The sequence below is a fragment of the Gordonibacter sp. genome (assembly GCF_036667095.1).
Lineage (GTDB): Bacteria > Actinomycetota > Coriobacteriia > Coriobacteriales > Eggerthellaceae > Gordonibacter.
Map to the genome: position 1 here is coordinate 1 of NZ_JAVWUP010000131.1, position 7,066 is coordinate 7,066.

General features: G+C 55.0%; 6 protein-coding genes. 4 read left to right on the forward strand and 2 right to left on the reverse strand.

The window, feature by feature from the left end; translation table 11 throughout:
* Positions 1-283 precede the first annotated feature (283 nt).
* The 4 genes from RR842_RS10495 (at position 284) to RR842_RS10510 (ending at position 3,977) form a co-directional block, all read left to right on the forward strand.
* The gene (locus RR842_RS10495; RefSeq protein ID WP_332729703.1) at positions 284-1,303 is read left to right on the forward strand and encodes an MFS transporter; all 1,020 of its coding nucleotides are present in this window, start codon (positions 284-286) and stop codon (positions 1,301-1,303) included.
* A gap of 145 nt (positions 1,304-1,448) precedes the next feature.
* A complete protein-coding gene (locus RR842_RS10500; RefSeq protein ID WP_332729704.1) occupies positions 1,449-2,708 on the forward strand; it encodes an MFS transporter in 1,260 nt (419 codons plus the stop codon).
* 77 nt (positions 2,709-2,785) lie between these two features.
* A complete protein-coding gene (locus tag RR842_RS10505) occupies positions 2,786-3,304 on the forward strand; it encodes a nitroreductase (protein ID WP_332723291.1) in 519 nt (172 codons plus the stop codon).
* 22 nt (positions 3,305-3,326) lie between these two features.
* The gene (locus RR842_RS10510; protein WP_332729705.1) at positions 3,327-3,977 is read left to right on the forward strand and encodes an HAD hydrolase-like protein; all 651 of its coding nucleotides are present in this window, start codon (positions 3,327-3,329) and stop codon (positions 3,975-3,977) included.
* On the opposite strand, the gene RR842_RS10515 is transcribed toward RR842_RS10510, so the two are convergent.
* Positions 3,890-4,786, reverse strand: a complete 897-nt coding sequence (locus tag RR842_RS10515) for a hypothetical protein (protein ID WP_332729706.1) — start codon at positions 4,784-4,786, stop codon at positions 3,890-3,892. The two genes, RR842_RS10510 and RR842_RS10515, sit on opposite strands and share 88 nt — an antisense overlap.
* Before the next feature lie 294 nt (positions 4,787-5,080).
* On the reverse strand, positions 5,081-6,892 hold the full coding sequence (locus tag RR842_RS10520) for a diguanylate cyclase (RefSeq protein ID WP_332723310.1): 1,812 nt from the start codon (positions 6,890-6,892) through the stop codon (positions 5,081-5,083).
* Between the last annotated feature and the right edge of the window lie 174 nt (positions 6,893-7,066).

Here is a 7,066-nt window from a genome sequence, read left to right on the forward strand (position 1 = left end):
CGAGGGCATCAACGACACCGTAATCGAAGCGGACGGGGCACGAGTCGAGAAGTATCAATTGCGACGAGGAAAGCATTCTGGCTCTTCCTCGCGAAACCGCGCCATCCATTTATAGAGGGACGACTTGCAGACATGGTTGAGGCGACACCATTCTTTGTGAGTAGTAACCCGCTTCGGTACCATCAATCAACAAAACTTGGTACCGGCGATCAACGGACTTGGTACTACGAGTAAACCGAATTGGTACCGCTTCAGCACCGCCTAGAATTTCATACCCCGTAACGTGATCATCGCTTCTGGCGTGGTCATCGGCCTTTGCTGCATCGCTTGCTCGCAGGTGGTTGACTATAATGCATGGCTCGTCATCAGATTCATCAACGGCCTGGCATACGGCGCGCAGCTCGGCCCTGTGGTCACGATTGCTGCCGATCATTGGGCGGGAAAGCATCAGAACACCGCTACGGCATTCATTCTCTCGAGCTTTCCGATTGCAGGTCTTTCCGCATCGTTCGTCACCAAGACGTTCGCGGGCGACTATACGATGGTTTGGCTTGTGTGCGGCCTCGTCATCATCCCTGCTCTGCTCATGCTTTTCGTTCCGAGCGACAAGCTCAGCGCCGAGCAGGTTGCTTTGCAGGCTAAGAAGGGTGAAAGCGTCGGTTTCGGATCCATTTTTGAGGGTAACCTCAAGTTCGTTACCGTTTTTGCTATCATCGTGAGCTTTATGAACATGGCGGGCGTTTGGGCGCTCGGCACATGGCTGCCCTCTTGGCTTATGAACGAGCGCGGTCTAACCACTGAGATTATGGCTAACTTCTCTATGGTCAACTACTTCGGCGGTTTTTTGGGCTACTTCTTCTGGTCTTGGTTGGGCAAGAAGATTACCAATCCCAAGTCTCTCATCGTAGGCTACTTTGCGACTGCGGCGGCTATGGTTGTCTATATCATCATGCCCGGTACCGACCTGCTGTTCTACTGGGGTCCTGTCGTATATTTCTGCCAGGCTGTTAACGTTATGTGTTCCATTACCTTCGCAGCTGCGTTCCCTCGTCTCATCAGGGCGTATGGTGCTGGTACTTGCTTTAATGTTGGTCGTATCGGCTCCATCATCTCACCTTATACCACTGCTGTTATCGGTGCCGCTCTCGGCCTCACTGCTGGTTTGGCTACCGTTCCGATATTCTATGCGGTGGGTGGTCTGTTCGGTTTCGGTCTTAACCGCTTCGTAAAAAAGCAGGAGAGTCTCGAGTCTCAGGAGATTCTTGAGCCTGACGGGGAGTCTGATGGGGGCACCGAGAAGTAAGCTCGTCGTTTTGGTCGGCGGCAGCGTGAGGGTGCGGGCAATGGGTACCGCAGCGCGCGCCGCCGGTCTTTGTCGGTATATATCGAAGTGCGTGCAGCGGGTTTAATCCCGCCCGCACTCCCAAGATAGAAATTGGGAGGGTAGCATGAAAAACGATGCGTTTTACATTGCAAAGGGGTCTCCCGGAACAAAAGCACGTTGGGCAGTTGTTGCTTGCTGCGCCGCAGCGTACTTCTTCGATTCCTATGACATGTATATTCTAGGAATCACGATGCAGAGTATTCTCGGTGATCTGAATATGACGACGGCTCAAGGCGGCTTGCTCTCGTCGGCTACAATGCTCGGAGCCGTTATCGGCAGCGTGTTTTTGGGGCGCTTTGCTTCGAATTGGGGCAACAAGCTTTGCCTTGTGGTGTGCACTGCCTGGATCGGCATTGGCTCGCTTGCCGTTGTCTTCGTATCCAGCTTTCCGGCGTGGTTCGCTTTGCGCGTTTTTACGGGAATGGGCATTGGCGGTATCATGGGTCCTATTCATGCTCTCATTTGGCAGCATTGGGCTCCCGGGCACCGCGCGAAAATTACAGGCGTGACGTTTTCTACGTTCCCGATTGCGGGTATCGCTGCAAGCTTTATGGGTAAGCTTATGCTCGTTGTCGACTTCAGGTGGATATTCGTTACCGCGGGTCTTTCGCTTGTGGTTGCTCTTATTGCCCAGTTCGCCATTCCCGATGATCGGCATCTAGTTCCTGCTTTCCAGGCAAAGACATCCAAGAACGTCGAGAAGGTCAAGCTCAACGAGATCCTTGTGGGTAATTACAAATGGATCACGCTGTTTGCCATTTTTGCCAGCTTCAGCAACATGGCTGCTTGCTGGGCGATGAATACCTGGATTCCGTCTTGGCTCATGACTGATCGCGGCTTCGACATAAGTCAGATGACGAATTTCTCGATACTAAATTACTTCGGCGGCTTGGCGGGATACCTCATTTGGGGTGTTGTAGGATCGAAGGTTGGTTCTGGCAAGGCGATGGTTGCTGCCTATGCGCTATCGGCGGTGGCGCTCTTGGCCTACATAGCGTTGCCGGGCGGTAACTATCTGCTTGTACTCGGGCCGTTGTTGTACTTTGGCCAGGGCGGTTGCGGATGTCTCAATTCGATTCTTTTCGCAGAGGCCTATCCCGAGCGCACAAGGGCTTACGGATCTGGTACAACGTTCAACGTTGGGAGAATCGGTTCTATTATCTCGCCCTATTCGGTTGCCCTTGTAGGAGCAAGCTGCGGCCTTACGGCAGGCTTGCTCATGGCACCGGCATTCTTTGCGTTCGGCGTTGTGGTGTCGATTGGATTGAACGGCGTACTACGCAAGCAGAGGACTCTCGAGGCTGCTGAAGCCGATCGACCGTAGGGTGCATTGCGTTTATCGCGGCTTGGGCGCGAATTGGGTTTGGGCGCGACTCTTGAATATATGAAGGGAAGTATGGGATGGAAACTTTTGAAGCGATTTTTGGCCGCAGGTCTATCAGGGATTACTCCGATAAGCAGGTTCCGGTCGACGTGGTGCGCAAGATATGCAATGCGGGCCTTTTCGCCGCTAGCGGAAACGGCATGCAATCGACGATCGTCGTTGCGGTGAGCGACAGGGGTGTGCGCGAAAGAATGTCGGCTTTGAACGCAGCGGTTCGTGGTCAGCAGAGCGATCCGTTCTACGGCGCTCCTGTTGTTTTGACGGTGCTTGCTAAGGTCGATACGGGCACCTATCTGCAAGATGGTAGCCTCACCATGGCGACGCTTATGCTCGCTGCTCGAGCGGAAGGCTTGGGCTCGTGCTGGGTGCATTGCGCCAAGGAGCAGTTCGAAGGGGAGGAAGGCCAGGCTTTTTATGACGAGCTTGGCATTCCCGAGGGATATGTGGGAATCGGAAACTGTATTGTGGGATATCCTGCCGAAGGCTTCCCCAAGGCAGATGCTCGTCATGAGGGTCGCATGATCGAGATCGCGTAAAACGCTCTGGGAGGAGGTCTTCATGAAGTACGAGTATGTTCTGTTCGATTTGGATGGGACGCTCACCGATCCTGAGGAGGGCATAACGCAGTCCATTCGATACGCCCTCTCTTCTTTTGGCATCGAGGAATATGATCGCGCCAAGCTGCGATCGTTCATCGGGCCTCCTCTGAAAAGTTCTTTCCAAGAGGTTTACGGTATAGGTGATGATCGGATCGATCTTGTTATAGCTAAGTATCGTGAGCGCTTCGCAGTTAAGGGCTTGTATGAGAACGCGGTTTATCCTGGGGTGGAAAAACTGCTCGTCTCGCTCAAGGGAGCGAGGGCCTCTATTGCGCTGGCTACCTCGAAGCCTACGGTGTATGCGCTGCGTATCCTAGAGCATTTCGGTCTCGACGGATACTTTGACTTTGCTCTCGGCAGCGAACTGAATGGCACGCGTACCGCGAAATCCGACATTGTTGCCGATGTTATCGCCCATTTCGCCGAGGCAGATCGTGCGAAGTTCGTCATGGTGGGTGATCGAAGCCATGATATGGTTGGCGCAAGGTCGAACGGAATCGATTCCATTGGCGTACTTTACGGTTATGGCCTGCGCGATGAGTTCGTCGCAAACGGAGCGACGCATATCGTCGAGTCTGTCGAAGAGCTTTCGCGCCTTCTTTGCGAATAACGTCTTGTGTGATTAGCCTGCATCTTTAGGATTCTAGCTTCTCCGTTAGAAGTCGTAGTGCGCAGAACATATCTGCCGTTTGAAACAGGTTGTAGTCCGACGGGCCGACCTTGCGAACTTTGATGCGGGGAATGCCCGTGCCGTATGACTCGATGTCTCTCGAGCGGTAGAACGCTTTCGTGATGAGCGCGTTGCGGGTTTTCGAGGAAGTGCTTGTACCCGCAAGGTGTTCTTCGGGGTCCTGCCCCTCTATGAATCAACTGGGGGCTCAGGATTTCCGCCGCATCGTTGAAGATGTCGATCTGCACACTGCCGACAGAAGTCCAATCACGGTGAGCGAAGGCGTTCATTAATGCTTCCTTAACTGCTTTGGTGGGAAGCTCGGGAATCTCGTCGCGCGGACCGCTGTCGTTTATCACGAATCGGCGGCGCGTGTTGTTTAGGATGTAGGCCGCCGCTTTGTTCACCAAATCAAATACGGTTCCTTCTTCTTGGTGCAAGTTGAGGATTTCGGTACGCGAATGGGTTGCCAGGATGCCCACCTTCAGGCGAATGATCTTGGACGGACAGAACAGCGCGTCAGCAGCATTGGTGAGCCCGTCGTTGCGCAGCAGGCCCAGGCGGCTGAGCACGTCTTCGGCAGCGGTAAACTCGAAGGGGATGCGCCCTTTGGCGTTACCTCGCTTCACATATGCGCGAAGCGTTTCCTCATCCACATCAGATATCGGCCTGCCGGGCATGCGTCCGTCCCACGGATCCTTTGCCTCGATGCGCACAGCCATTGCGGCTTCAATTTGCGCAGCCGTCATGATGATGTCTTCGTCGGCAGTGCGTATGCGGTAAGTTCCCTTGCATGCATAAGGAGCTTCGCTGCCTTGGAAAGCCATTCGTATGTAGTCATGTCCCTCATCGTCCGAAAGCGTTTTATTTCCGGGATGATTCTGGGCTCGATGGACGAGCCGATCGCTTGGCTGATCTGGCGAAGGGTTGATTCGGCAACACCCGGTCCCCGCGACCAGAAACTACAGGTCGGAAGCTGAAAACGTCTCCGGCCTTTTTTGTTTCTTGCGGTACCTAGCGAGTCGGAAGGCACGGCCGCGTTGTTACTCGATCAGACGGGGTATGCCGTTCACACAGACAATGTTCGACAAATCCGTAATGGCGGCTATGACGTAGTTGCAGTCTTTGTCGTCACCGGGGATGCGGCTGAGGCGGACATACCTCCATGCGGGTTGCTTCATTTCGGGCAATTGTATTTGGTAGAGGTACTCCGTCGCCTCGCCTGTATCGGCGGTGAAGATGATCTTCTGCTGCAGTCCGGGCAGATAGCTTTTCACGACGTAGGTGAGCAGCCAGGCCTGATTGGTTGCGGCGAGTTCTTCGGTGTACCCCATGCTTTTGAAGTAACTCGGACTGTCGTAGACGACGCTGATGCTGCGCGGCTCCTGCTTGTCCACCTTGCCAAGTGCGATGCCGGCATCCATGTGCTCGAGCAGGGAATGCAGTTGCACGAGGCCGAGGTCCTTCTGCTTGGGGGCCTTGTTCGCCATGCTGTCGGCTTGATCCACGGAAACGATATGGTACTGACATTTGCCGGCGCGTTTTGCCAGATAGAGCGCTTCGTCAGCCTGCTGGTAGAGCTTGTCGAAGGCGCATCCGCCTCGGGTGAGGGCAACGCCGACGCTTGCAGAGATCTCAGCATGCTGGTTATTCCGGATGCAGAACTGAAGGGTGCTGACAACGCGGTCGGCAAGACGTATGGCGTCGTACTCGTTGCATAGGGACGAAACGAACGCGACGAACTCGTCGCCGCCGAGTCGACCGATGATGCCTTCGGCGTCGAATGCCTGCGTGAGGGCATCGGCAGTCTGCCGCAGCACGGTATCCCCCTGCTGATGGCCGAAGGTATCGTTGATCAGCTTGAAATTATCCAGGTCGATGATGAACAGTGCCAGGAGTTCGCCCGGCTGAGCGCGGTCGAGCCTTCGTTCTATATCGCTCTCCATAGCAGAGCGATTGAGTATCTGCGTCAGAGGATCGCGCAGGGCAATGTGGGCAAGGCGTTCGAACTCTTTGTGCTGCTGGTCGATGTCGGCGTAGGCTATGACGAGTAGGATGTCGTCAGTTGAGGGGTGGCGGTTCATGCGTACGTTGGCGCGCAGCCATAGTTCCTCGCCCGCTTCGCTCATGATGCTGTACTCGAGGGTGTCCTCGTGGACGTTGCTGGAGAACAAGTTGATAAGGCGGTTGCGATCGAAGAACTCCAGATACTGAGCACGGAACGTATCGGTTGCGAGCCGCCGGGCACCGTAATGCACGAAGGCGTCGTAGGAAGCCGCGTCGTCGCCTTCGCGGCGATAGAAGGACGTACCCTCTTGGAGATCCACTTCGTTTTTCGTGATGTTCGCTTCCGTGTAGAGAATGCTCTCCTCGAGAAGCGCCGAGAGTCCTGAACGCCATTTTGCGTACTTGAACTGGAGCTCTCGCTCTGCCGAGTTTTCGTGGAACGTAAGGATGGCGTGCGTTGGTTCCCCCTGGTCGTCATAGATGAGCGCGTAGTCGGCATGATGCCAACGATATTCGCCGCTTGCGAGGCGGATCTTCGCATCGGCGGAACCGGACGGCTTGCCAGCTATAGCGTTGGTGAACAGGCTGCGGTAGGCATCTACGGTATCTTCCGAGACGAAGCTGCGCGCGATGACGGATTCGGGAACGTTCTCCTCGATGATGGGAACGCCGTAGAGCTTTGGCGCGTTGTAAAAGCGCTCTGCCACCCGGGTGCTCAGGTTGTAGCGCATGATTTGTACGCCGCTCTGAATGGCGATGGCCTGCAACTCTTGGCGTGAGAGCCCCGCCCCGCGTGCGGATGTTCCACCGGCGGGTTTCGCATTAGAAGGATCGTTTTCGTGTGTCATCTTCAACCTTTCAACCTAACGCGGTCGAGACGCTGGGCAAAGGACTGAGCCTGCTTGGGGGACGTGTAGCTGCTGCGCGTGCCGTTGCTGGCTCAAGAGGTGGAAACATACGTTCATTATACTTGTTTCGCATGCTGAGGAATGGTGGGTTTGCATTCCGTGATGTGGGGTTGA

Coding starts and splice junctions, on each gene's coding strand:
- RR842_RS10515 (WP_332729706.1), bottom strand. CDS start 4,786: ATGACGGCTGCGCAAATTGAAGCCGCAATGGCTGTGCGCATCGAGGCA.
- RR842_RS10505 (WP_332723291.1), top strand. CDS start 2,786: ATGGAAACTTTTGAAGCGATTTTTGGCCGCAGGTCTATCAGGGATTAC.
- RR842_RS10520 (WP_332723310.1), bottom strand. CDS start 6,892: ATGACACACGAAAACGATCCTTCTAATGCGAAACCCGCCGGTGGAACA.
- RR842_RS10510 (WP_332729705.1), top strand. CDS start 3,327: ATGAAGTACGAGTATGTTCTGTTCGATTTGGATGGGACGCTCACCGAT.
- RR842_RS10500 (WP_332729704.1), top strand. CDS start 1,449: ATGAAAAACGATGCGTTTTACATTGCAAAGGGGTCTCCCGGAACAAAA.